Origin of the sequence: Psychrobacter fulvigenes, from assembly GCF_904846155.1 — a bacterium.
Lineage (GTDB): Bacteria > Pseudomonadota > Gammaproteobacteria > Pseudomonadales > Moraxellaceae > Psychrobacter > Psychrobacter fulvigenes.
Genome location: NZ_CAJGZP010000001.1, coordinates 2205585 through 2229694, shown reverse-complemented (window position 1 = coordinate 2229694; position 24110 = coordinate 2205585). Strand labels below are relative to the sequence as shown.

The 24110-nt window shown below is 44.1% G+C and carries 17 protein-coding genes and 1 pseudogene; 12 read left to right on the top strand and 6 right to left on the bottom strand.

From position 1 onward, the window contains the following. The first annotated feature begins 78 nt into the window (after positions 1–78). Entirely contained in the window at positions 79–591 is a 513-nt protein-coding gene (locus JMX03_RS09440) for a beta-lactamase hydrolase domain-containing protein (RefSeq protein WP_201596385.1), read from the top strand. A 129-nt stretch (positions 592–720) separates the two neighbouring features. Next, positions 721–2085: a serine hydrolase domain-containing protein gene (locus JMX03_RS09435; protein ID WP_201596383.1), complete on the top strand. Its 1365-nt coding sequence runs from the start codon at positions 721–723 to the stop codon at positions 2083–2085. An 80-nt stretch (positions 2086–2165) separates the two neighbouring features. Here JMX03_RS09435 and ilvD read toward each other — a convergent pair whose 3' ends face one another. Beyond that, the gene (gene ilvD, locus JMX03_RS09430; RefSeq protein ID WP_201596381.1) at positions 2166–4076 is read right to left on the bottom strand and encodes a dihydroxy-acid dehydratase; all 1911 of its coding nucleotides are present in this window, start codon (positions 4074–4076) and stop codon (positions 2166–2168) included. Between the two features lie 172 nt (positions 4077–4248). Beyond that, entirely contained in the window at positions 4249–5016 is a 768-nt protein-coding gene (locus tag JMX03_RS09425) for a hypothetical protein (RefSeq protein WP_227695576.1), read from the bottom strand. Positions 5017–5314: 298 nt separating this feature from the next. On the opposite strand from JMX03_RS09425, the gene JMX03_RS09420 reads away from it, so the two are divergent. The 4 genes from JMX03_RS09420 (at position 5315) to JMX03_RS09405 (ending at position 10458) form a co-directional block, all read left to right on the top strand. Continuing rightward, a complete protein-coding gene (locus JMX03_RS09420; protein ID WP_201574321.1) occupies positions 5315–5752 on the top strand; it encodes an HIT family protein in 438 nt (145 codons plus the stop codon). 276 nt (positions 5753–6028) lie between these two features. Next, entirely contained in the window at positions 6029–8074 is a 2046-nt protein-coding gene (locus JMX03_RS09415; RefSeq protein WP_201596379.1) for a BCCT family transporter, read from the top strand. 120 nt (positions 8075–8194) lie between these two features. Beyond that, positions 8195–9232 carry a tRNA dihydrouridine synthase DusB gene (dusB, locus tag JMX03_RS09410; RefSeq protein ID WP_201596377.1) on the top strand — a complete coding sequence of 346 codons (1038 nt, stop codon included), beginning with the start codon at positions 8195–8197 and terminating at the stop codon, positions 9230–9232. 338 nt (positions 9233–9570) lie between these two features. Beyond that, positions 9571–10458, top strand: coding sequence for an SDR family NAD(P)-dependent oxidoreductase (locus tag JMX03_RS09405; protein ID WP_201596375.1), 888 nt, complete (start codon positions 9571–9573; stop codon positions 10456–10458). A 493-nt stretch (positions 10459–10951) separates the two neighbouring features. Here the strand turns inward: JMX03_RS09405 and JMX03_RS09400 are convergent, their stop codons facing one another. From JMX03_RS09400 to lipB, 4 genes are all read right to left on the bottom strand, one after another. Continuing rightward, positions 10952–11491, bottom strand: coding sequence for a hypothetical protein (locus JMX03_RS09400; protein WP_201596373.1), 540 nt, complete (start codon positions 11489–11491; stop codon positions 10952–10954). A gap of 158 nt (positions 11492–11649) precedes the next feature. Continuing rightward, on the bottom strand, positions 11650–12117 hold the full coding sequence (locus tag JMX03_RS09395) for a hypothetical protein (RefSeq protein ID WP_201596371.1): 468 nt from the start codon (positions 12115–12117) through the stop codon (positions 11650–11652). Positions 12118–12261: 144 nt separating this feature from the next. Further along, the gene (locus JMX03_RS09390; RefSeq protein ID WP_201596369.1) at positions 12262–12792 is read right to left on the bottom strand and encodes an inorganic diphosphatase; all 531 of its coding nucleotides are present in this window, start codon (positions 12790–12792) and stop codon (positions 12262–12264) included. A gap of 145 nt (positions 12793–12937) precedes the next feature. Then, positions 12938–13876 carry a lipoyl(octanoyl) transferase LipB gene (gene lipB, locus JMX03_RS09385; protein ID WP_227695922.1) on the bottom strand — a complete coding sequence of 313 codons (939 nt, stop codon included), beginning with the start codon at positions 13874–13876 and terminating at the stop codon, positions 12938–12940. A gap of 380 nt (positions 13877–14256) precedes the next feature. Between lipB and JMX03_RS09380 the strand changes: the two genes are divergently transcribed. The 6 genes and pseudogenes from JMX03_RS09380 to JMX03_RS09355 all read left to right on the top strand — a co-directional run bounded on the left by JMX03_RS09380 (position 14257) and on the right by JMX03_RS09355 (position 24003). Continuing rightward, on the top strand, positions 14257–15705 hold the full coding sequence (locus JMX03_RS09380) for a coniferyl aldehyde dehydrogenase (protein ID WP_201596365.1): 1449 nt from the start codon (positions 14257–14259) through the stop codon (positions 15703–15705). A 341-nt stretch (positions 15706–16046) separates the two neighbouring features. Further along, the gene (locus JMX03_RS09375; protein ID WP_201596363.1) at positions 16047–17990 is read left to right on the top strand and encodes a glycine betaine ABC transporter substrate-binding protein; all 1944 of its coding nucleotides are present in this window, start codon (positions 16047–16049) and stop codon (positions 17988–17990) included. A gap of 24 nt (positions 17991–18014) precedes the next feature. Beyond that, positions 18015–18899, top strand: coding sequence for an ATP-binding cassette domain-containing protein (locus JMX03_RS09370; protein ID WP_201596361.1), 885 nt, complete (start codon positions 18015–18017; stop codon positions 18897–18899). 460 nt (positions 18900–19359) lie between these two features. Beyond that, a complete protein-coding gene (msrAB, locus tag JMX03_RS09365; RefSeq protein WP_406947710.1) occupies positions 19360–21225 on the top strand; it encodes a bifunctional peptide-methionine (S)-S-oxide reductase MsrA/peptide-methionine (R)-S-oxide reductase MsrB in 1866 nt (621 codons plus the stop codon). 256 nt (positions 21226–21481) lie between these two features. Further along, positions 21482–22708: a nicotinate phosphoribosyltransferase gene (gene pncB / locus JMX03_RS09360; protein WP_201596359.1), complete on the top strand. Its 1227-nt coding sequence runs from the start codon at positions 21482–21484 to the stop codon at positions 22706–22708. Positions 22709–23256: 548 nt separating this feature from the next. Then, positions 23257–24003, top strand: a pseudogene (locus JMX03_RS09355) (IS5 family transposase). Positions 24004–24110: the final 107 nt, after the last annotated feature.

Below are 24110 nucleotides of genomic sequence, written 5' to 3'. Positions count from 1 at the left end.
ATCAGTACGATAGCTGAATTCTAAATAGCTCCTAATCAACCCATTTTCCTTAATATTATTACTTTTAAAATTATGACCATGACTCAACACACTCATTCTGAATCGACCGCTAATGACGCTGCCAACAACGACGCGGATAACGGTATTGATCTTGCCAACTCTTTAGATCCTTATTTCCGTCCTGACAATCAAACCATCGTTTGCGGTGCGCTTGATGATGAAAAAATAACTGCCTTAGCAAAAGCAGGGGTTGAGCTCGTCATCAACTTGCAGCCTGATGAGGAGCTTAGTTTTGATGAAGCGGCAGCAGTGAGGCAAGCAGGTATGTATTACGAGCAGCTTCCAATAGGCGGTGCAGATGATTTAAAGCAGCTCAAGATATTGGCGTTTGATAATATATTGCGTCAATACCATGGCAAAAAAGTTGCCATGCACTGTGGATCTGGCAATCGTGCTGGAGCGGCAATGGCATTACGTGCAGGTTGGTTACGTGGGCGTAAGATGGACACTGCGATGGAGCGTGGGCGTAGTCATGGGTTGGATGATAGCCTTGAGCAAGAAGTGCATAATCGACTATTAGTGCCGCGTTAAAAAACAGTCGTATCGGTCACTAAAAAAAGTATATAGTTTAAAAACGGGCGACCAGTTGGTGGCCTGTTTTATTATCCGCAGTTCCAATAATTGAATGTTCAACAGATCATAATAACGAATGGAGCCACAATGACAGACAACAATGATAAAAAAAGTCATCAACAGCGTAGTTTTATTAATGCTGAAATCCAACAGAAATTGCAACAGTTACTGACTGACTTGCAGCTAGATGATGCGCCCGCGGGCGGTTCATTGGTTGTTTATCAAGCGGGTAACTGCATCGCAAAGGCAAGTGTGGGTATGGCGCAGGCGGATAAGCCTTGGCAGTCAGATACGCTGTCCATTAATTTTTCGACTGGTAAAGGCGTGCTCGCGACGTTGGTGCATGTATTAGTGTCAAACGGCTTGCTTGACTATGATAAGCCGATCGCTGATTACTGGGCAGCATTTGCCAATAATGGCAAAGCAGACATCACGCTACGTGCTGTGCTGTCGCATCAAGCCAACTTATTTGCGCTTAATTCTATCGATGCCGATAGCGAAACCTTTCTTGATTGGGAGGCGATGCTAGCAAAAGTCGCAGCCATGCCAATCACTGAGCCTGATAATGCCAGCGCTTATGATTCTTCCTATAGTGCCTTGGTGTATGGCTGGATAGTTGGGGGCCTGATAGAAGCTGTCACTGATATGTCGCTTGCTGATGCGTTACAGCGTTATTTGACAGAGCCGTTAGGCATCGCTGATAGCTGCTATTTTGGAGTGCCAGATAATAAAGTAGATGAGGTTGCCAAACTGGTCAAAGATTTTGAGACGTCAAAAGCAGACAGTGGCCAATTGCGTAGCAAACGCCATAAGCCGACCTTAAAGCCGGACTCTGAGCAGACATTGGCGACTTATGCCAGCTTGCCAAGTTATCAGCGTTGGCAACAGCTTGCCAGTACTGACAGCAATCTTGAGTCGGCTAACGAGAGGCTAAGCGCCAATAAAATCAATCGCTTATATTTTGATCATGCTGCTATCAATGCCAGTAACTATAGAGCGGCACTGGTACCTGCTAACAAGCAGCCTATTGATTATCATGACAAGCTGACCATGCAGGCCGTGATTCCTGCCGCCAATGGCGTCGCTTCTGCCCAAGCGTTGGCAAGGGTGTATGCGCTACTCGCTAACGGCGGCACATGGCAAGGACAAACGCTTATTGATGCAGCGACATTCGCGCAACTAGCGACGCCACAAGTGAGTGGTCGAGATGCCGTCATGCCTGCGCATATGAATTGGCGTTTGGGCTATCATCGATTATTTAGTATTGGTGATAATACTGATGCTGAGTCGGGTTTTGGTCATATGGGCTATAATGGCTCGGTTGCATGGTGTGACCCTACACGGCAATTATCGTTTGCCTTCGTGCATAATTTTGATGTGACCATGCTGAATGATATACGTCAGTTTGCGCTGACGGAAGCTTTGTTAGCGTATATTGATGACACCCTTTAATGCAGCTGCTACAAAAAAAACCAGCATTTAAATGCTGGTTTTTTTGTGATAAGAAGAAAGGTATTAATAAGAGATCAAGCTTAACGCTCGACTTGACTGACATCACGTACCGCGCCAGTATCAGCGCTAGTAGTCATCGCAGCATAAGCACGTAGTGCAGGCGAGACGTGACGCTCGCGGCTAACTGGTTTCCAAGCATCACGGCCACGGGCTTCCATGGCAGCGCGGCGGGCAGCTAGATCTTCATCACTGACCTGCATATTGATGGTACGGTTTGGTATATCGATATGAATGGTATCGCCTTCTTCGACCAAACCAATCGCACCGCCTTCAGCCGCTTCTGGGCTGGCATGACCGATCGATAGACCTGAGGTACCACCAGAGAAACGACCGTCCGTTAGCAGCGCACATTCTTTACCTAAGCCTTTAGACTTTAGATAAGTGGTTGGATAGAGCATCTCTTGCATGCCAGGACCTCCTTTTGGCCCTTCATAACGGATGATAACGACATCTCCTGCCACGATTTGATCATCAAGGACAGCAGCTACAGCCGCGTCTTGTGACTCAAATATACGTGCGCGTCCTGTAAAGGTTAAGATGCTCTCATCGACACCTGCGGTTTTGACCACGCAGCCACGCTCAGCGATGTTGCCGTAGAGCACTGCAAGACCGCCATCTTCTGAATAAGCATGCTTAACACTACGAATACAACCAGACTCACGGTTGACGTCGAGGTTTGGCCATTCTTGTGACTGCGAGAAAGCTTGCGTGGTACGTACCCCACCAGGAGCGGCGATATAACGTGCACGCGCCTCAAGGTTGTCAGGATTCATGATATCCCATTTATCGATGGCTGCTTTCATCGAAGGACTATGGATGGTCGGTATATCAGTGGTGAGTAAGCCAGCACGGTCAAGCTCGGCCAGTAGCGCCATCACACCGCCAGCACGGTGCACATCTTCCATATGATATTTTTGCGAAGCAGGGGCAACCTTAGAAAGACAAGGCACACCGCGGCTCAAACGGTCAATATCGGCCATTTTGAAATCAACTTCTGCTTCATTGGCAGCAGCGAGTAGATGCAAGATGGTGTTGGTGGAACCGCCCATCGCAATATCTAGACTCATCGCATTTTCAAACGCGGCTTTGGTCGCGATAGAGCGCGGCAGTACTGAATCATCGTCTTGCTCATAGCGGCGCTTGGCCAAATCAACAATCGTACGACCCGCTTCTAAGAATAGCTCACGACGTAAAGAGTGCGTCGCGAGTAGCGAGCCATTACCAGGTAGAGACAAACCTAAGGCTTCAGTCAAACAGTTCATTGAGTTGGCGGTAAACATACCAGAGCACGAGCCGCAAGTCGGGCAGGCTGAGCTTTCAATCGCCAATACGTCTTCATCACTGATACTGTCGTCAGCAGCGTCCATCATGGCGTCGACGAGATCCAGCTTACGAATCGCATTGCCTTTACTATCAGTGCCGTGTGAGTCGCTGCCGCCATCGTTGTTGTGGCTTTGGGCAACAGTGCTAGCGATGACCTTACCAGCTTCCATCGGTCCGCCAGAGACAAAAACAACAGGAATGTTCAGACGCATGGCGGCCATTAGCATGCCAGGAGTGATTTTGTCGCAGTTCGAGATACAAACTAAGGCATCGGCACAGTGAGCATTGACCATGTATTCAACCGAGTCAGCAATAAGGTCACGACTTGGTAGCGAATACAACATACCGCTGTGTCCCATGGCGATGCCATCATCGACAGCAATGGTATTAAACTCTTTTGCCACGCCGCCGACGCTTTCTATCTCGCGCGCGACCATTTGACCTAAGTCTTTTAAATGTACGTGACCAGGGACAAATTGAGTGAAGGAGTTGGCAATCGCAATAATCGGCTTGCCAAAGTCATCATCTGTCATGCCAGTCGCACGCCATAGCGCGCGGGCACCTGCCATATTACGACCACCGGTAGAGGTTTTTGAGCGATAATCCATGTGATATTCCTTACAAATAGACGAGGTTAATTAAAATGAGCAGCCTCAGCTTTGATGTTGATAGTGTGCTTTTTATACAGTGTGAAGACTAGTGAATAATACTAGGCCGTTACCATACCATTAGATATGAGTAACTGAAAATGATTCGCTAATAAAATCAGTAAGCAAGGGACTACTCAAGACGCTCCAATATGGCTTTATCAAACCAAGGCAAATCGACTTTATCTGCTTCCAGTTTGATAATGACTGCCAGTGCATGGTTGGCCACTAGCTGCTGATAGTCGCTGCTAGGCTCAATCGTCAATAGCGCTTCAGCTGGTTGCGAGTGAGTCTTAGATGGTTGCTCATCGATACTGACTAGGGTTTGCTTGTTATTTTTATACAGAACATCCACACGACCAAAAAACTGCCAGTCTTTAAAGGCAGCGCTAATAGCATCGGCTTGATTTTGAGTGTATATTTGCTGCGTCGCTTTGCCTGTATTGGTCCAGTGCAATCGCACTGCCAACTGCAGCGCTTCGCTAAATACGACTAATGAGCCAATGATTTTGACATGCCAAGGGCTGGCTATGATACCTTCTTCAATACCGATAAGCTTTGCTGCCGCGTTTGGTGTCATCGGCGTATTAAAGTGCGCCAGCAGCTCAGGCGTCAAAGGGTTGGCCTGTTTGATCGTATCGTCTAAGCTATCATAGTGATATAGGAACGGCAATGGCTTGTCTTGCGTGACGGTCTTTTCAGTGACTTTACAATTATGAATGCGCCAGCTGATAGCGTTATCTGTCAAGGCTTCCGCTAAGATAATAGCATTTGGATCGACAAGCTTGGGACTGGCACTATTATCTGGCACCTCTATGTCTATGGGCGCTGATTCTGTAGTTATAGATAATAAGGTATTAGAATCAGAATTGGACGATAACTGAGTAGGTAAAGTGGTCAAATTGATAAACCTAACATGAGCAAAGTGAAGGCTTAATATAACATTGAATGGGGCGTGCACGCCAATAAATTCATGTGTTGTGACTGTTATGATACGAGTTTGCAAACCTGCACCTGTCTGCATGGGTTACTGTGATTAACTACTAATAACGACGGCTGCATCTTGTGCTTAACCCTGATTTCGTCCACTATATTAGTGATGCAGCAACTCGCGCTAAAAGCTGTCAAAACATTTCAAACAAACAATGTTAAATAAACAGTGTCAAACAAACAACTTTAAAATAACTAAGGGAATAAAAATGAGTCAAAACAATCAAACTACATACGACGATAATAATATTTTTGCAAAAATGCTAAACGGTGAGATTCCTTATCATAAGGTTTATGAAGATGATAAAACCCTCGCCTTTATGGACATCATGCCACAAGCAGAAGGTCATGTATTGGTGATCCCAAAGCAAAAAGCCGTTGATTTGGTTGACCTTGAGCCAGAATATGCGGCGGCGGTATTGATGACCTCTAAAAAAGTGATGCAGGCGCAGCGTCAGGTTTTTGAGCGTGAAGGCATCATTCAAATGCAGCTGAATGGCTCGCAAGCAGGTCAGACGGTATTCCACTACCATGTACACCTGATTCCATCCAATATCCATGAGCTGGGTCGTCATGCAGTGACACAAGCAGATCAGGGTGAGCTTGCTGAGATGGCCAAGCAGCTAGCCGCTGCAATCGCGTCTTAATCATTGATACCAGTACTAATAGATTCCTAAGTATTAATAGACTCCTATAAGAGATAACGAGGCAGCTAGCAAGCTGCCTTTTTTGTTTCTCGTTTATTATTGGTAATATTCATGTAACAATCGTTAAAGTAGTGTTACAAACCCAGTTTCTATCTGGGGTTCACTTAAATAGTATGGTACAAAATATCCTTTATTGGGCGCATTTGCTCCATTTTGCCTTTACAGATGACTTTTTCATTCAGTAAAAGCGCTTTTAATTTGAGGACATTATCTTTTATGAGTAAGTTACCTCGCTCTACTATCCTGCTGCCGGTATTCATACCTGCAGCCGTTGTTATGATTTTATTGGTGATTGGTACGTCTATCAATCCAGAAGCAGCAGGCGCATTGTTCAGTGATGTGCTCAATTACATCACAGAGACGTTTGGCTGGTTTTATATGCTGGCCGTGGCGATATTTTTGATGTTTATCATTGTGCTGGCGTTTTCGCCTTATGGCAGTATTAAGCTTGGCCCTGACCATGGAGAGGCTGAATACAAGTTTCTTGAATGGTTCGCCATGCTGTTTTCGGCTGGTTACGGTATTGCCTTATTGTTCTTTGGCGTCGCTGAACCAGTGCTGCATTTTGCTAGTCCACCCTTGTCTGAGCCGCAAACGATTGCCGCGGCAAAAGAAGCCATGCAGATTGCTTATTTTCATTGGGGCTTTCATATTTGGGCGATTTATGGCGTAGTCGGTTTGTCACTGGCCTATTTCTCATTTCGCCATGGTTTGCCGCTCTCCATGCGCTCAACGCTATATCCGCTGATTGGGGATAAAATCTATGGCCCTATCGGTCATACGGTGGATGTGTTTGCTATTTTGGGCACCATGTTCGGTATTGCCACCAGTTTGGGTTTGTCGGTATCGCAAATTAATGCGGGCATGAATTATCTATTGCCAGATTTGATTCCAGTCAGTACGACCGTGCAGGTCATTACCATTGCGCTAATAACCGTAGCGGCGCTGGTTTCGGTATTAGCGGGCATGGATAAAGGCGTAAAGCGCTTATCGATTCTAAATATGGTGCTTGCGACAGCCTTAATGATTTTTGTCTTTATTGTTGGTCCGACGATATTTATTCTGAACGCTTTTATGGAAAACACGGGCAGTTATCTGGGTAATATCGTTGAGCGTACCTTTAGCTTGCAAGCGTATCAGCTCAGTGATTGGATCAGTAATTGGACCTTGTTTATCTTTGCATGGACGATCGCCTGGGCGCCTTTTGTCGGTCTGTTTATCGCCAAGATTAGCCGTGGTCGCACCATTCGTGAGTTTGTTTTTGGCGTGATGTTGGTGCCTACTTTCTTTACCTTCTTTTGGTTTGCGGTGTTTGGTGATACGGCGCTCAGTATGATTATGAACGATGGTTATACCTCGTTAATCACCGAAGTGCAAAACAACCAAGCGATTGCACTATTTAAATTATTAGAAAACCTACCTTTTACTGAGTTTGTTTCCTCGTTAACGGTTTTGTTAATTATTACCTTTTTTGTGACCTCGTCGGACTCAGGTTCGTTGGTCATTGATTCGCTAGCAGCAGGCGGCCGTAGTGATACGCCTTGGTGGCAGCGCTCTTTTTGGGTAGTGACGGAAGGTGCGGTGGCCTCTGTCTTGTTGCTTGCTGGTGGACTCACCGCCTTACAAACGGCAGCGATTGTCAGTGCGTTACCTTTTGCCATTATTATATTGATTGCTATCTTTGGTATGTGGCGTGCGCTACGTATAGAGGGGCATCGTAATCAAAGTTTGGATAAAGACAACAGGTTGCCACCGCATCTGCTGAAGCCTTCAGCATGGCGTGATCGCATTGACTATATCACCGAGCAGCCCACCCGCGACAATGTATTGGCTTATATCAAAGAGGTGGTCATGCCATCCATGACGGAGGTCTCAGAGAAGTTTGCGGAAACTGGCTGGATACCTGAGGTTAATTATGATGAGGTCAATAACCGTGCCGTACTTGAGCTGCAACGTGGTGATGACGTCGAGTTTTGGTATGAGGTACGTTTGTCCGAACATGAGTTGCCAGACTACTATACGGAAGAGATGGCAGATAATTTACCGCAAGAGCACTATCATCGCGCCGAGGTCTATCTGCGCCGAGGGGGTCAAACTTATGACTTGTATGGTTATCAGTCAGAATCAGTGATTAACGATATCATTGACCAGTTTGAGAAGTATCTACATTTCTTGAATGTATCGCCTGACAGCCTGCCATGGCGCATGCAGCAGCATGATGAAGATCTGACGCTTGAGCAGGGCAGTGTATTTGATAAATAGTTGGTTTGGCTATTAAAATTGAGGATTCGTCAGTGCAAGTTATTCTTGTGAATGGCTTGCATTAAAGTTAAGAACCCTTAGAATAACGGCTTGTTTTCATCATGAATCAAGCCGTTTTTTATGCCTATAAATAATCCAGTGTCTTATCAAGCGTCAGTCAACACTACTGATGACCATCCACTGTTACGACCGTTGACCATCGGTGGGTTGACGATTGAAAACCGTCTGATGGTCGCGCCGATGGCAGGGGTGACGGACAATCCTTTTCGCAGACTATGCAAATCCTTTGGTGCAGGTCACGCAGTCAGCGAGATGATCATTGCCGATACTGCGCTCTATGCGCGTAAAAAGTCGCTGTATCGTGCAAATTTCGATAATGAGATTGCGCCTATCTCTGCGCAGATAGCAGGGGCAGAGCCAGATAAACTCGCTGAAGCGGCGCGCTATCAGATTGATAATGGTGCACAGATTATCGATATCAATATGGGCTGTCCTGCAAAAAAGGTTTGCCGTAAGCTGGCAGGTTCTGCGCTGCTGCAAGACGAAGACTTGGTCGCGCGTTTGTTAGATGCTGCGGTAAATAGTGTCAATGCGCCCGTAACATTAAAAACGCGCTTGGGCTTTGAGAATGGCCGCGAGAATATCCTGCGAGTGGCGAAGCGGGCTGAGCAAGCAGGCATTGCTGCCATTGCCATTCATGGGCGCACGCGTGAAGATATGTATACAGGCGAGGCACGTTATGAGCTGATACGTGAAGTTAAAGAAAGCATCAACATTCCAGTGATAGCCAATGGCGATATCGATAGTGCGCAAAAAGCGCAGCGAGTCTATGAGCTGACGGGCTGTGATGCGGTGATGGTTGGACGTGCTGCCCAAGGACAGCCGTGGCTGTTTCGTGATATCGGGCACTTTTTGCGAACGGGAGAAAACCTTGATGCACCTAGCGTTGGCGAAATAAAAGAGATTGTGCTGGCGCATTTACAAGAGCTATATGGCTTCTACGGTGAGTATTCTGGCTGCCGTATCGCGCGCAAGCATATCGCTTGGTACACCACTGGTATCCCAAACTCCAACGCTTTTCGCCAAGCGATGTATGGCGAGGAGAGCACCGCTGGACAATTCCGTGTGGTGGAAGCGTTTTTGCACGCTCATGAATAAAGGTTCTCTATTTCAAAAATGCATAAAACAGCCCAAAGAACACAATCAGCACGCTGACAAATGCAACAGATCTGGCAGTTAGACTGATATAACGCGCCAAAAGCGCGGTCTACCGCATGGTTAATAAATTCTGATAGTCAATGAGAATCAGTAGACTTGTCAGGTTTATGCGATTGGTCAATAATCATCATATTACAAAAAATATACGTTAACATTGTTAACTCAAGACAATATAATTTTGCTATGCTACAAAAAGAGCATTGAAACGAAGTGTCGATGTCAATGCTTGAGTATGAATGGCAGTATCATCAACAGTATAAATATTACAAGGACGTTTTATGGCCAAGCTCTCAAAAAAAACCATCAAAAGAAAAGTTAAAGGCAAAAATATCATTATTACTGGCGCTTCAAGCGGTATTGGTGAACGTACAGCGTTTTTACTCAGTGAATGCGGTGCTCATGTCATCTTGCTGGCACGTACTGAAGAGAAGCTAAAAAGAGTTCAAGAAGCGATTCAAACGCTTGGTGGACAGGCCAGTTATTATGTATGTGACTTGACCAATATGGATGATATCGAAAACACAACTAAGCAGGTTTTAGCAGAATTTGACCATGTTGATGTATTGGTAAACAATGCTGGTCGCTCCATTCGCCGTTCAGTTCACGAGTCTTTTGACCGCTTCCATGATTTTGAACGTACCATGGATATCAACTACTTTGGTGCCGTCAAAACCATTCTTGGCTTTTTGCCAGTAATGATAGGGCGCAAATCTGGTCAAATCGTCAATATCTCATCGATTGGCGTATTGGCAAACAGTCCGCGCTTCTCAGCTTATGTGGCATCAAAAGCAGCGTTAGATGCTTTTAGCCGCTGTTTGGCGGCAGAAGTAAAAGGTCATAACATCACGGTTACCAACATCTTCATGCCGTTGGTGCGCACGCCGATGATTGCACCCACTAAGCTGTATCGTTATATGCCAGCACTCATGCCTGATGAGGCGGCAATGATGGTGGCAGAGGCCATCGTCAAAAAACCAAACAGTATTGCCAGTCATATGGGCAAGTTTGCTTCAGCCACTTACTCCTTAGCACCAGCGATCAATGTGGGTATTCAGTCTATCGGCTATCGTCTCTTTCCAAATTCGTCAGCGGCGCAAACGGCAGATGCCAAACCAAACCTTGCTCAGCGTGCCTTTGCAAAAATCCTTCCTGGTGAGCATCACTAGAATAGGGTTATTTATTAGCTTTGATAGCAAACAAAAAAGGATACTGCGGTATCCTTTTTTGTTTGTCATAATGTCTGTTGTGGGAAGAATGGGCATTATCGTTAAGCGGTATGATTTAAATATCCCAAGTTTGTTTGTAAGAATTTGACGGCATGGGTCACAGAAGCATTTAATCCATTTAAGACCAACCAAAGTTGGTGATAAAAATTTGGAGGTTAATTAAAGTAATAAAACAGATACTCTTCTCTAAAGTCTCTGTTAAATAGTCCATATAAGAATACTAGCGTGAAGACACATTGTATAATTAAGACATAAAATTTTATTTGCTCAGAATTCCAGTCTAGAGAAAACCAACCTACCAGAAAAAAAGACAGCCAGCCTTCTATTTTTTTAGCGCCACCCCAAAATATTATCCAAAAATTTATTAAACTAAGTATCAAATAAAAAGCTAACCATGCTATCAAGACTATATACCTTCTACACGTAGGAATGTTTATTGTTGACCTAAATTCATGTAAGAGTAAGATCGCTTAAGGCGACCATTTCTCAAAATAAGGTTGCCATAGATCTCGTTACAGACGTGAGGTCTATTATTAACCTTGATAGAGTTTGAAAATATTATTTTATTATTACCTTGAAAAGTATTAGCGAACACTTTTATGGCATCATGAGCTTCTTTATTACAGCTTCCATCATTGGTTATGTACTTAATTTCATTGGATTCAGGCATTTTATATGCTAAATAAAAATAACCTTCTGGATCTATAATAATAGCTGACGCTGAACCTAACTCATCTCTTCTAGCTTCATAAAATTTTGAGCCATTTTTAAGACTGTAGGGTGAGCTAAAATCTTCCAAATTAGAGTAAAAGTTATTATAATCGCTAAGTTTTAAATGTGTTTGAAGCTTTGACTGTAAAAATTCACTTAAAAGAGTGCTACGTGCTGAAGCAATACTATCTTCTGCATTAGCAGGAAGCATTGCTAACCCCATTACAAATGATAAAAAAATGGGGTAGATAGTTTTTTTCATATTAGCCCCAAGAGCTTATTTATCAATAATAGTTCATACCATACATCTGAAACAATTAGCTTTCAATGTATAGCCCATAGGAACCACCAAAACAGACGTCTTAAACAATTAATAGACTATCTAAAATATACTGCTATAACTGAACCACTTTAAAAATATTATCCAAAAACCCGCCACAATATCCAAAACATCCCTATCATCACGATAGCAATGACGGACACTCGCTTGGCCCAGTAGGGGATGAGTGGTTTTTTATAACCAATGTCACCCAGCTTACTCTCGACGCCACTTTGCAGGCTTTTAAAGCCTTGTTCAGACTTAGTGGTTTTGACCTTGTTTTTAATCAAGATACCAGTGTCTTCTCTCACTTCTGGCTCTCTGTCAAAGCTGAGCGCTTCGTTAGGGATGCCTTGCTTGTTGGCGATAGTCGTTAGCTTCTGCTGTTGTTTGACTTTTAGGCTATGTTCATAAGCATCAATACGGGCTTTCGCTGCCTCCATACTGATATTTTCCTCTTCGGCTAAAGTCTTAATCGCCATGACCAGATTGTTCTTTTCGACCATCATCATCACCGCTTTGGGTAACTTTGGATTTTTAGTTTTTAGGCTTGGGTCAGAGTTAAACATGGTTATCCTTAAGGTCTTGGCTATATGCCCTATATTATAGCAACTTTTTTTGTATAAGCTTTGCACAAAAAAATACCGCTATCATCGATGAGAGAGCGGTATTTTAAGTCTGCTTAATGCTTAGTCAAAGCCATTACTTATCGTTTATAGGTCTTTCCAACGTTGGATAGACTCTTTGATGACTTCTTTGGCCTCGCTCACATCACCCCATGATTCAACCACAGTGGTGCCTGCTTTTTTCAGGTCTTTATAATGGTTGAAATGGAACTCTAACTGCTTGATGATTTGCTCAGGCAGGTCTGCTAAGCTGTTATACGCGTTGCTATTGTTGCGGTCATCCGCTGGCACGACGACGATTTTGTCATCCACTTCGCCATCATCAACGAATTTCATCACGCCGATTACTTTGGCTTTTAAGAAGATGCCAGTGGTTAATGGCTGCTCAGTCAAAATCAAAGCATCAAGCTCATCACCGTCTTCGTCAAGTGTTTGTGGAATGAAACCATAGTTACAAGGCTTGGCAAAGATTTGTGGATCAATACGGTCAAGCTCAAATACGGCCAACTCGCGATTCCACTCAATCTTGTGGCTGCTACCCGTTGGGATTTCTACGACTACGTTGATGATGCCGCCGTCGACATCGCCTGCGTCTAAGATTTTATTAAAGTCTGCCATTAAGAGCTCCTATTTATTTAAATGAATTTTTACAAGTTTGCGGGGTTGCTTCGGTTTGCGAGTATAGCAAGTTTGAATAATTTTTTCTCGTTCTGCTTAAGTCTAAACAGGCACAAGGCTATGCAAAAACCACCATTAAAACCAATTAAGGCAAATGGCTATATTGCTGTTTAGTCGGGGTGACTGGGCGTAGCTCGATTAGCCCTGCATGGCGCTGAGCGATATTATCAATCAGCTTTTGCGTCACCTGCTGATAGCTGAATGTAGAGCCAGCTTGCTGATGGACGGTATTATTTTGGTTGCTATCCATTGCGACGAAGTCTGCTAAGCGTAGCATTTGCATGCCAGCATAGCCGCAAGGGTTGATGGCATTGAATGCGGATAGGTCACAGTCTAAGTTGATCGCGATACCATGATAGCTAAAACCATGTTTAATCTTGAAGCCCAGCGATGCGATTTTACCAAGCATAATGGCATCGTCAGCGGGCAGGTTAGATGCATTATCGTTTTGTTTTTCGTTATTTTGATTATTCATTTGACGATCGCTTTGATGATGGTCATCAGTATTGCTCAAACTATCAGCATATAAATAAACTCCTGGTGCATCACGGCGAGCATGGGCACTGATATGAGCATTATCTGATAGGGAGCGATTGTTTAAGCAGTCATTGGCCACGTCTTCGATCGCTTGTTCGGCATGTGAGACCAAGTTACGCACGCTCCAACCAAGGCTGTTTAAATCAAACAGCCAGTATATAACCAGTTGTCCGTGACCGTGCCAAGTCACTTGTCCACCGCGATCGGTCTTGATGATGGGCGTGTCAGTATGCTGCAGGATATGCTCTTCCTTACCTGCTTGCCCAAGCGTATACACGTCGTTGTGATCGACTATCCATAACTCATCAGGCGTCCGTAGCCCTTGTTCTTTTTTTAGGCGGATGCGTTCTAGCGTCCGCTGTAGCATTGCATCATGAGTGGGATTGTAGTCGGCAGCTGTTAGAGACTGGCTGACCAAGGTATCGGTTATGTGATGCAGCGCTTCTGACGCTATCTGCGCTAAAGGTTCTGATATGTTTTTTGGCATCGAGTTTTGCATGAAAGTTGGCTTCTTATGGTTTATAGGCAGATTTTATAACTGAGATACGTGATGGGTGCGCCTATTAATAATACTGACAATCATATCAAGTTTATCAGTACCAAGTTTAGCAGTTTTTAATATTGTCACCCAAGGTTAAATGGCAGCATGAGAAAATAAGGTAATAGCCATAAACACAAATAATACGCCTTAGTACGTGAAACGTGCTTTTCATTCAGCAAGCATTACGCTACATTAAACGACAATGAATGGAATCTCATGAGTGTTTACGGCTGGGCGTCGCTGTAGGAGTAAACGCTTGACTAGAAATAGAGAGTCTTTGACCCGATATAAGGTACTGACTCCAACGTATATAACAAGGAAAGAAGATGACTGACAATGATAAGACCACAAGCGCTGCTGTAAAGTCGCAGAGTATCATTACTACTGTTGAGCAGCTACAGAAGCAGTTTTCACGCTTGCACGCGCTAAGTCGTTCTAATCCGATAAACGATTGGGCAATTCGTGAAAGGCTACTGGACGATCTTGAGATGCTATTGAGCGATAATCGAGAAAATCTGGCGCATGCGATCAGTGCGGATTTTGGACATCGTAGTGAGTCAGAGACTCAGTTTGCCGAGCTATTTCCAAGCTTTACTGGTATTAGCCATGCTAAGAAGTACGGTAAATCTTGGATGAAAACGCGCCGAGCTTCTATCTCTGCGATGTATAGACCTGCGCACAATGAGATTCAACCACAGCCATTGGGCGTTGTGGGTATCATGGTGCCGTGGAACTATCCGCTGTATTTGGCAGTAGGACCGATGATTGATGCATTAACCGCAGGCAATCGCGTCATGATAAAAATGAGTGAGGCAGCGCCCAAGTTTGCCGAAACATTTGCCAAAGTTGTGGATCATTATTTTTCGTCAGACATGGTATGTGTGGTGCTTGGTGAAGTCGATATCGCAGAAGCCTTTAGCAAGCTACCATTTGACCATCTGCTGTATACTGGCTCAACCGAAGTAGGCAGAATTGTCATGGCGGCAGCGGCTAAGAACTTGACGCCCGTAACGCTTGAGCTGGGCGGCAAGTCACCCGTGATCGTTACCAAAGACGTCAATCTAGAAAGTGTGGTCAATCGCGTAATGATGGGCAAAACCCTCAATGCGGGTCAAACCTGTATCGCGCCTGACTATGTGTTGATTCAGCGTGAGCATCATCAACATTTTATTAGTCTAGCGATTGAGTGGCTACAAAAGCACTATCCCAATATCGAAAATAATGAAGACTATTCATATATTATCAATGCTGCACAGTTCAACCGCGTACAAGGCTATTTGGACGAGTTGCCCGCCGATAGCGTGCATAATTTAACAGGTGTCGATGCAAACCCTGAAATACGTTTGATGCCGCCTGTCATTGTCTCTGAACCTGCTTTGAGTAGTCAGCTGATGCAAAATGAGATTTTTGCGCCAATCTTGCCATTGATACATTATGACAACCTTGATGATGCGATTCAGTTTGTGAACGAGCGTCCTCGTCCGCTGGCGCTTTATGTGTTTGGTAATGATGACAATGAGATATATCAGGTGCGTACACAAACCGTCTCAGGCGGCGTTTGTGTCAATGAGGTTATTCTGCATGTGGCACAGCATGATCTGCCGTTTGGCGGGGTTGGGGACTCTGGTATCGGTGCTTATCATGGCAAAGCTGGATTTGAGCGTTTAAGTCATATGAAGCCTGTTTTTGTACAAGCCAAGCTTAATGGTATGAATCTGTTGTTGCCGCCTTATGGTGATTTGTTTAGAAAAGCCATGGCACTGTTTTTGAAGTAAGCGTTTGGTAACTGATGGGCACGATTATGCAAATAGCGCCTATTGATATAGGCGCTATTTTTTTATTATAGTCAGTTCAAAATAAAAAAGGTATGAATCTTTCAACGTGCTACTGGTATAAATTTTCCTTGCGTGCTGCTTATACAGAGGCTGCGCAAAATTCATCCCAGCAGCACGGTAACACTTTAACATTGAATCGACTATATCTTGTTTTTATTTTTTGAATAAGTATTTGTCATCAGTATTATAAATCACTACACTGCCAAATAAGGCTAAACAATAGTAATGATACAGACGGTTGCTTTTTTAGTATGACTATAAAATAAAGAATAGGATATCCCATGCGCCAATGGATTGCGTTAAGTTTATTATGTATGAGTGCGTTGTTACTGCCGGTATCGGCATCAGCAGCCTGCGACTCACCCATCAAATTTGGCGCACTGACATGGGAGAGCGGTCAGTTTATCTCTGGGGTGCTCAAGTACATCGCTGAAGATGGCTACGACTGTACGATTGAAGAGGTGCCAGGAGCTGGTCCTGCACTTGAAACGGCATTATCACAAAATGACATTCAGGTTATTGGAGAGCAGTGGGTTGGACGCTCGCCAATCATGGAGCAAGCCATTGCACAGAATAAAGTGGCGATCATCGGTGATACTCTCAAGGGTGGCGCAACTCAAGGTTGGTATGTTCCTAAATATGTACTAGAAGAAAACCCAGGTCTACGCAGTTATCAAGATTTGCCCAAGCATGCTGAGTTATTTAAAGACCCTGAAGACCCTAATAAGTCGCGTTTTATGAACTGTCCGTCTGGTTGGACGTGTGAGATTTTTAATACTCGTTTGCTTAAGAATACTGGTTTGGACAATATTTTCAATAACGCCCACCCTGGAACGGGTGCGGCTCTCGATGCCGAGATTGCTTCCGCGTTTGAGCAGCACAAACCGCTATTATTCTATTACTGGCAGCCTACGGGCTTGATGGCAAAGTATGACTTTGCGCCGTTAGAGTTCCCTGCTTATGACGACGCCTGTTGGCAAGACTTGCTACTTGCTGATGGTACAGCCGACTGCGTCTCTGGATTTCCTGTATCGCCTTTAGGTATCGCCGTCTCGACACCATTTATTGAGTCTAATCCCGAGCTGGCAGAGGTCTTTAAAAAGGTTCAATTCACCTCCGATGAGCTCAATGGCGCCATCTTAGAGATGAGTGAGAGTAAACGTAGTGGCGATGAGCAAGCGTTAGTGTTTTTGCGTGATAACCCTAACGTTTGGCAACAGTGGATATCCGATGAAGCGGCCACGAGTCTTGCTGCTAAGCTAGGTATTAGCCTAACAGGTGCTGCTGTTGCTAATAATGGTGTCATTAGTAACAGTGCAAGTAGTGATAATCGATTTGGCTTAACATCAGGATTCCCTTCATGGTCGCTTGAGACCCCGCTTAATAATACTTTAGCAAGCGTCGTCCAAAACTACGGCGGTGTTTTCCGTAGTATCAGCAATGTCACTTTGACCTATTTATTACTGCCCATTGAGCGTTTATTAACCATCATTCCACCTTGGCTAATCATTGTGCTCGTGACGGTATTGGCATGGTTTGGTGTGCGTAAAATATGGTTTGCGCTGGCATGCGGGGCAGGGTTATTTCTCATCGGCGCATTTGGACTGTGGGGCGCTTTGATTGATACCACTGCGCTGCTAATAGTATCCGTATTAGTCACGGTGGTGATTGGTATTCCGATTGGCATTGCCATGTCAGGTAGTAAAATCCTGCGTAAAATTGTGACCCCGATACTAGATGTCATGCAGACGATGCCAAGCTTTGTTTATCTCATACCAGTGCTGATGCTATTTGGTATTGGTAAAGTGCCTGCGCTCTTTGCGACTATTATTTATGCACTGCCGCCACTCATTCGTCTGACGACCTTGGGTATCACCCAAGTCAATCATGAAATGATCGAGGCAGGGCGCTCGTTCGGCAGTACGCATTTGCAGCTGCTTATCTGGATCAAATTACCGCAAGCGTTGCCCAGTATCATGGCGGGTATTAATCAAGCGGTGATGATGTCGCTTGCCATGGTAGTACTTGCCTCCATGATTGGTGCGCCTGGTCTTGGCGAGGATGTCTTGCAATCTATCCAAACACTCAATATCGGTCAAGGCTTACAAGCAGGTACCGCTATCGTCATTGTCGCTATTATCATTGACCGTATCACGCAAGCCTTTGGTCAAGGTAAGCGCGCACGGCAAAAGACCATTGACGCAGGCAAACGCCCGATTGGTTAAATAACAATAAAAATGAGAGCAATAATGAATCATATTCAACTAGAAAACATCAGTAAGATTTATAATGCCAATAGCTCGCAAGCACAGTCGGCGTTGGCATTATTGGCTGAGGGCATGGATAGTATTAAGGTGAAAGAGCAAACTGGCTATTCAGTCGGGCTATACGATATCAATCTAAATATCAAAGCAGGTGAGATACATTGCATTATGGGGTTGTCAGGCTCTGGGAAATCAACCCTGATACGCCATATCAATCGCCTGATTGATCCAACCAGTGGCAAGATATGGGTGGATACCAGTATCAATGCGCAAACTGCGATGACAGAGGATGATTGGTCTACAGAGACTACCAAATCAAGCTCGGCTATCAATATCTTAGAGCTGAATGATAAGGAGTTGCAACATTATCGGCAGCAAACCGTCAGCATGGTTTTTCAGCATTTTGGCTTAGTGCCACACATGACGGTCATACAAAACGTCGCTTATGGGCTGCGTGTACGTAAGATGAGCATTAGCGAGCGCCATGAGGTTGCTCGGTACTGGCTCAACGAAGTCGGGCTACCCAGCCTAGAGCACAGCTATCCTGATGAGCTGTCAGGTGGTATGCAGCAGCGTGTCGGGCTGGCGCGTGCGCTGGCAATGGACAGTCCAATCTTGCTGATGGATGAGGCTTTCTCTGCGCTTGATCCGCTTATTCGTGCGCAGCTGCAAGATCAACTGCTTGAGCTACAAGCACGACTACAGAAAACCATCGTCTTTATCACCCATGATATTGATGAGGCGGTAAAAGTCGGTCAGCGTATCAGTATTTTGAATGGTGGGCGCTTAGTACAAACGGGCACGGCCAATGATTTGCGACAAAACCCAGCAGATGATTATGTTGCACAGTTTATGAGTGCTAAATCCTAAATAGTGTGTTTTTAAGCGTACTTATTCATGTAGTTTCTTATTTATCACTGACCAGAAGCGGCAATGTATCTGTATGTACACAACTATTAACAAAATCTCAATCATAATTGGCCGTTGTTAATAATAACTCATTGTATTTGCACAGTTATGGTCGTAGTATCCATATATTACCTAGCAATATAGCGATAAATTCTGTTCATCCCTTTCTTTGATCTGCCTTTGGTCTGCGTCTTATTTGCGCCCTCGATAGCAAAGCAAAAACTTCATACGTTAGGCTAATAAATTTAAACTTATACAAAATTCTAGCGATCTCTAGCAAACCATATTTATCAAACTATATTCATCAAATCCTGAACACGCGTTTTTCTAACTTAGATTAAAACAATGTATATTAAATCAACGCCTATTCAAGGCTTTGAACCAATTGCCCGTGAAAGCAGTGCCAGTAAAAGGACAGGTTATGCCACATAAAAACATTCGCAACAGCGACCATGACGATCGCAGTGACAGCAATAAAAATGACAATATGAAAAAAAGCTTAAACCAAAGTCGCTTACACTCAAAGCAAAATAACTTAAAATCCTCGAGCTCTCAGTCATCACGTTGGCTAAAAAATGCCAGTACATTTGGTATGATGACATTATTAAGCGCAGGGCTATTAGTCGCTTGTGGCCAAATGAGTAGTGCGGATAACAAGGGTAGCAATGCTAAATCAGCCAAGCAAAACAGTGGAGTGACGAGCTCACGCGATATGTTACCATCCGATATGCTTGGGCAAATGCAGGGATTACCGCAGCTTACCAAAGGCTTGGGTGACACTGGTGCTGCCGTTATCGATCCCAATAAACCCACCTTGATTAAGTTTTGGGCAAGTTGGTGCCCATTATGTCTCGGCACCCTTGAAGAGACTGAAGAATGGCGTACGGATCCTAAGTTTGCAGACTTAAATGTGGTCACTGTTGCCAGTCCCGGCCACCTGAATGAAAAAGCCGATGGCGACTTCAGTACTTGGTATGCTGGCATTCAAGCAGATTATCCAAAATTACCTGTGTTGATGGACGCCTCAGGTGAGCTGATCAATAAGCTTGGTGTGCAGGTCTATCCAAGCTGGGCGATACTCGATAAAAACGGCAACTTAGTGCATTTGGTTAAAGGCAATATATCGACAGAGCAGGCTTATGCACTGGCGGACAATGGCAAAAATGACTTTGCTGAGCTCAAAGCGGGTAGCGCCAAGCCTGCAAACGCACAAGCACTGGATAGCAACAGCAAAATCGAAACCATTAAGCACAAAGATGGTGTCTATTATAATGACCAAGGCAAAGCGATTAACACGCGCTCAATTTATCTGGCGGGTGGGTGTTTTTGGGGTGTGGAAGCTTATATGGAGCGCGTCGATGGCGTCGTAGATGCGGTATCAGGCTATGCCAATGGCGATACTGCCAACCCAAGCTATGAGCAGGTCATTCGCGGTTCAGGGCATGCTGAAGCGGTGAAAGTCACTTATGATGCGGATAAGACTGACCTTGATACCATTCTCAAATACTATTTGCGCGTGATAGATCCAACCAGCCTAAACAAACAAGGCAACGACCGCGGTGTACAGTATCGTTCAGGTGTGTATTACACCGATAAAGAAGACAAAGCCGTCATTGATGCTGCCCTCAAGCGCGTACAAAGCCAATACGATCAAAAAGTCGTGGTTGAAAATGAGCCATTAGACAATTTTTACTTGGCTGAGATGTATCATCAAGATTATTTGGCCAAAAACCCCAATGGTTATTGCCATGTTGATTTAAGCCTTGCTGATGATAAGATAGAGAGTACTAACCGCGTTAAGTTTGCCCCCGCCAATACTATAGCTGAAACTTTAGATCCCAAGCGTTATGCTGGATTTGATAAAGATGCGCTGAAGAATACACTGACTAAAGCGCAATACAATATCACGCAAGACGCTGGTACTGAGCGAGCATTCAGTCATGAGTATGATGATTTATTTGCGCCAGGTATTTATGTCGATGTGGTGAGCGGTGAGCCGCTATTTTTATCTACTGATAAGTACCAATCTGGCTGCGGATGGCCAAGCTTTACCAAGCCCATCGACATGCAGGTGATTACTCAGCATGAAGACAAAGCCTTTAACATGGTACGCACGGAGATTCGCTCACGGGTAGCAGACTCGCATCTGGGTCATGTATTCCCTGATGGTCCAAAAGACCGTGGCGGTTTGCGTTATTGTATCAATGGTGGCGCGCTGCAATTTATCCCAGTCGATGTGATGCCGCAGTCAGGTTATGCACCCTTGGTGAAATTGATTAAATCCTAACTATTTTGAATGTGCAACAGACCATAATCTATCAAAAGGCGGTAAGAGCACTCTTAGCGTCTTTTTTATAATATATTTGATAAATTTAATCGTATCTTTTTGGTTTGGTATGAACTCTGAAAGTTTTACTAAACTTCGTTATACTTATCCTTTGATAGAAGTATTATCATTATTTAATTGTCATAATTTTTATTGTATCGCTTCGTTTATTCATAGAAGCTGACCTCTTACTTTTGTGTTTGTTTAAGGCTGTAACATGACCGTTACCCACGCACCTATTATTACCTCGTTACTTGATAACGATTTGTATAAATTTACGATGTTACAAGCCATGCTGCATCAGTTTCCGCAGACGCATGGTGTCTATCGTTTTCGTTGCCGTAATAATAAAGATACGGCCTATCCACTGGCTGACATCAAAGAGTCGTTAGAGCAGCAGCTAGACAGCTTATGTGAGCTGCGTTTTTCAGAAGATGAGCTGGAATATTTGCGCGGCTTGCGTTTTTTGCGCTCAGATTTTGTCGACTATTTGGAGCTGTTTAAGCTCAAGCGCCGTTTTATCACTGTCAGTACCGATGGTAAAGGTCGCTTATGTATCGACATTGAAGGGCCTATGATTCAGGCGATGTTCTTTGAGATATTTGTGCTAGCGATTGTTAATGAGCTATATTTCAATGCCTTATCCGATCCCAGTGTCATTGAGGAAGGGCAGCGCAGGCTAGATGCAAAAGTGGCATTATTGAATCACTATGCAGAGGAGCAAAGCAAATATAGTCAGGATACGCCGCCTTTTATCGTCGCTGATTTTGGTACGCGCCGCCGCTTTAGTAAGCGCTGGCAAGCCCATGTGGTAGAGACTTTAAATAAAGCACAGCCAAATATTGTCAGCGGTACTTCTAACGTTTATCTGGCAAAAAAATTAGGAATGACGCCAATTGGAACGATGGCACATGAATTTATGCAGGCGTTTCAGGCATTAGATGTGCGTTTGCGCGACTCACAAAAAGCCGCCCTTGAAGCTTGGGTGCATGAATATCGTGGCGATTTGGGTATTGCGCTGACCGATGTCGTTGGGATGGATGCGTTTTTGCGCGACTTTGATTTGTATTTTGCCAAACTTTTTGACGGCCTACGTCATGACAGCGGTGACCCTTATATCTGGGGTGACAAAGCGATTGCCCACTATAAAAAACTAAAGATAGATCCTAAGACTAAGATATTGACCTTTAGCGATGGTTTGGATCTTGAAAAGGCTTGGGAGCTGCACCAGTACTTTAAAGACCAGATAAAAACCAGCTTTGGCATTGGTACCAATCTTACCAATGATATGGGCATAATGCCGATTAATATTGTCCTCAAGTTAGTCGAGTGCAACGGCCAGCCAGTCGCTAAGTTGTCTGATAGTCCAGGCAAGACCATGATCAATAATGATACGTATCTTGCCTATTTACGCCAAGTCTTTGAGGTTGATGAGCCAGAATAGCTTAGTTTTCTGTTATTTGCGTAGGCTGGGTTTTTAACCCAGCAAACCACTATGTAAAATTGTAATGTCGAATAGTAGCAGAGAAGTTATAAAGTAAATAAAATTTTATGATACTCAATGGATGATTACATCTTATAATGATTTTCTTTACTTATCCGAATAAGAATGAATTATTCCTTTCTCTGCAAACTCTTTTACAAAAACACCAGTAGTTTTCATACTAAAGGTGAAGTAAATAAATAGAAGTTTATCAATTTCAGAAATATTAGGCATATTCCAAAACACTATACGGTCATCAAACTCTCCCCTCCAAGATGGATCATCCATTTTAGGGAATGGTTGATTGCTGTGAGATGGTATTCGATCAATTAAATGACGAAGATCATCAAGGTCTTGAGCTGAGATAGTAAAATTTGCTTTATGAGCAAAGCTATTTCTAATGTTATTAAATTTTTTAAAAACTACAGCTAGGGCGTGTCATCAATTAGCATAGATATTTCAGAATAAGCTATACTTAGATCGTATTTAGGAATTTGAGCTCAATGACTATGACAAGACGACATGCCCTACGTGATGACCAATGGGAGAGAATTAAAGACATTCTACCTGGTAAACCAAGTGACGTTGGTGCTACTGCAAAGGATAACCGCTTGTTCGTAGATGCGGTTCTGTACCGTTACAAGACCGGCATACCTTGGCGTGACCTACCTGAACGCTTTGGCGACTTCAGAGTGATTCATACTCGTTTTAGTCGCTGGTCAAAAAAGGCGTATGGGAGCAGGTTTTTAATCAACTCTCTGAACAATCCGATGACGAATATGCCATGCTAGATGCCACGATTGTTAAAGCCCACCAGCACAGTGCTGGAAAAAAGGGATCAAGCCATTGGACGCAGCAAAGGTGGACTGACGACTAAAATACATACTCGAACAGATGCGCTAGGCAATCCTACTGGCTTTTATCTAACAGGTGGGGCAGCTCATGATCTGTGTGGCTCAGATGAATTGCTTGATGTCAGTATTAGCCAAACGTGGCTTGCCGATAAAGCTTACGATGCTGATGCCCGCGTTATTGAACCGATTAAAGCAGTGCAAGGTAATGCAGTTATACCATCTAAGTGTCATCGGCTGCAGCCAAGAGACTTCGATAAAGAGCTTTATAAAGCGAGGCACCTAATAGAGAACTTCTTTGCCAAGATTAAGCAGTATCGTGCGATTGCCACTCGCTATGATAAGTTAGCCAGTCATTTCCTTAGTGCCATTCACTTAGTTTCTTGTGTCGTTTGGCTTAATTGATGACACGCCCTAGCTCAATAGGTAATCCTAGTTTCTTAGATATATCAATTTTCATACCAAACGTGACTCTACCAAAATCAAAAAATTCATCACAGTTTGTAATTTTA

Bases quoted from the DNA above. Each gene is read 5' to 3' on its own strand.
- JMX03_RS09440 (WP_201596385.1), top strand. From the start codon at position 79: ATGACTCAACACACTCATTCTGAATCGACCGCTAATGACGCTGCCAAC.
- JMX03_RS09435 (WP_201596383.1), top strand. From the start codon at position 721: ATGACAGACAACAATGATAAAAAAAGTCATCAACAGCGTAGTTTTATT.
- ilvD (WP_201596381.1), bottom strand. From the start codon at position 4,076: ATGGATTATCGCTCAAAAACCTCTACCGGTGGTCGTAATATGGCAGGT.
- JMX03_RS09420 (WP_201574321.1), top strand. From the start codon at position 5,315: ATGAGTCAAAACAATCAAACTACATACGACGATAATAATATTTTTGCA.
- JMX03_RS09415 (WP_201596379.1), top strand. From the start codon at position 6,029: ATGAGTAAGTTACCTCGCTCTACTATCCTGCTGCCGGTATTCATACCT.
- dusB (WP_201596377.1), top strand. From the start codon at position 8,195: ATGCCTATAAATAATCCAGTGTCTTATCAAGCGTCAGTCAACACTACT.
- JMX03_RS09405 (WP_201596375.1), top strand. From the start codon at position 9,571: ATGGCCAAGCTCTCAAAAAAAACCATCAAAAGAAAAGTTAAAGGCAAA.
- JMX03_RS09400 (WP_201596373.1), bottom strand. From the start codon at position 11,491: ATGAAAAAAACTATCTACCCCATTTTTTTATCATTTGTAATGGGGTTA.
- JMX03_RS09395 (WP_201596371.1), bottom strand. From the start codon at position 12,117: ATGTTTAACTCTGACCCAAGCCTAAAAACTAAAAATCCAAAGTTACCC.
- JMX03_RS09390 (WP_201596369.1), bottom strand. From the start codon at position 12,792: ATGGCAGACTTTAATAAAATCTTAGACGCAGGCGATGTCGACGGCGGC.
- lipB (WP_227695922.1), bottom strand. From the start codon at position 13,876: ATGCCAAAAAACATATCAGAACCTTTAGCGCAGATAGCGTCAGAAGCG.
- JMX03_RS09380 (WP_201596365.1), top strand. From the start codon at position 14,257: ATGACTGACAATGATAAGACCACAAGCGCTGCTGTAAAGTCGCAGAGT.
- JMX03_RS09375 (WP_201596363.1), top strand. From the start codon at position 16,047: ATGCGCCAATGGATTGCGTTAAGTTTATTATGTATGAGTGCGTTGTTA.
- JMX03_RS09370 (WP_201596361.1), top strand. From the start codon at position 18,015: ATGAATCATATTCAACTAGAAAACATCAGTAAGATTTATAATGCCAAT.
- msrAB (WP_406947710.1), top strand. From the start codon at position 19,360: ATGCCACATAAAAACATTCGCAACAGCGACCATGACGATCGCAGTGAC.
- pncB (WP_201596359.1), top strand. From the start codon at position 21,482: ATGACCGTTACCCACGCACCTATTATTACCTCGTTACTTGATAACGAT.